This is a genomic window from Okeania hirsuta, assembly GCF_003838195.1.
GTDB classification, from domain to species: Bacteria; Cyanobacteriota; Cyanobacteriia; order Cyanobacteriales; family Microcoleaceae; genus Okeania; species Okeania hirsuta.
This window is the reverse complement of sequence record NZ_RCBY01000638.1, coordinates 1-873: the sequence shown is the minus strand read 5'-3', so window position 1 is coordinate 873 and position 873 is coordinate 1. Positions and strand designations below refer to the sequence as shown.

Genomic DNA, 873 nt, shown 5'->3' with positions numbered 1-873 from the left:
CTTTGTGGGTTTAATACCCCACCGTCAACGGTCGTGTTCACGCATTACTTGGGGGAGCGAATCCCCATGTAATTTTCCTCCTGTCTCCAGTATAGCTGTCTCCTTCTTCAAGGAATGGACCCAAAGTAGCTCAGTGGATGAGCGAGCATCTGGAACGTCCTATTCATCCTCAAAGAGGGTGGTAAATACTCTAAGTGCAAGCCCAAAGGAATCTTTAACTCAGAACTTGTATGCCATCCAGCTCGCCTGAATTACAACCAGCAGAAAGGTTATGGCCTCTAATTAATGAACCGATCGCAAATCGTTCATTTACCAGCCTCGAAGAGTTAGAAGAAATTCTGTTTGAGCGTTGTCAAGTTCTTTTAACACAGCAATTTGCAATCAAGGCTATAACCCAGTACCATTGGTGGCCGAAAATTCAGGTTTAATTACTCCGATGCTACCGGATTTGAGATCACCCCCAAATCAGTCTGAATACCACAACCTTGAGCCACAAGACGGACTAATGATTCAGATTTATGAGTATTGAGTTGATCTACAAGAAAAATCCATCCTCCATCAGAATCAGTATCGATAGTCTGTTCAATGTGTTGCAGAAAATCAACTTCTGTGGGGGTGGCCTTAATTGAAGGGGTAATGATTTGTCCTTTGGCAATATGGCAGTTGGCCAGTAGACATTGAGTGCCATGGCGAATGTACTCAAACTCATTGCGTTCGACTCGTCCTGGCTCTATTGGTTGAGTGGGGCAAATTCTCTCATTAGCTTGGATACTCGTCATTTCATCGGTACTAATCAGATGAATTCCTTTTTCGAGTAATATCATGTCCGGTAGCATCGGTCTTGTATAGCAAAGGTAAGGAAGAAGGAAGAAG

1 protein-coding gene and 1 pseudogene are annotated in these 873 nt (G+C 43.5%); one reads left to right on the top strand and one right to left on the bottom strand.

Going from position 1 to position 873, the window contains the following annotated elements; translation table 11 throughout:
* Positions 1–230: 230 nt before the first annotated feature.
* Positions 231–428, top strand: a pseudogene (locus tag D5R40_RS33395) (IS630 family transposase); the annotation flags it as partial.
* Here the strand turns inward: D5R40_RS33395 and D5R40_RS33390 are convergent.
* Positions 429–824: a transposase gene (locus D5R40_RS33390; RefSeq protein ID WP_161565192.1), complete on the bottom strand. Its 396-nt coding sequence runs from the start codon at positions 822–824 to the stop codon at positions 429–431.
* Between the last annotated feature and the right edge of the window lie 49 nt (positions 825–873).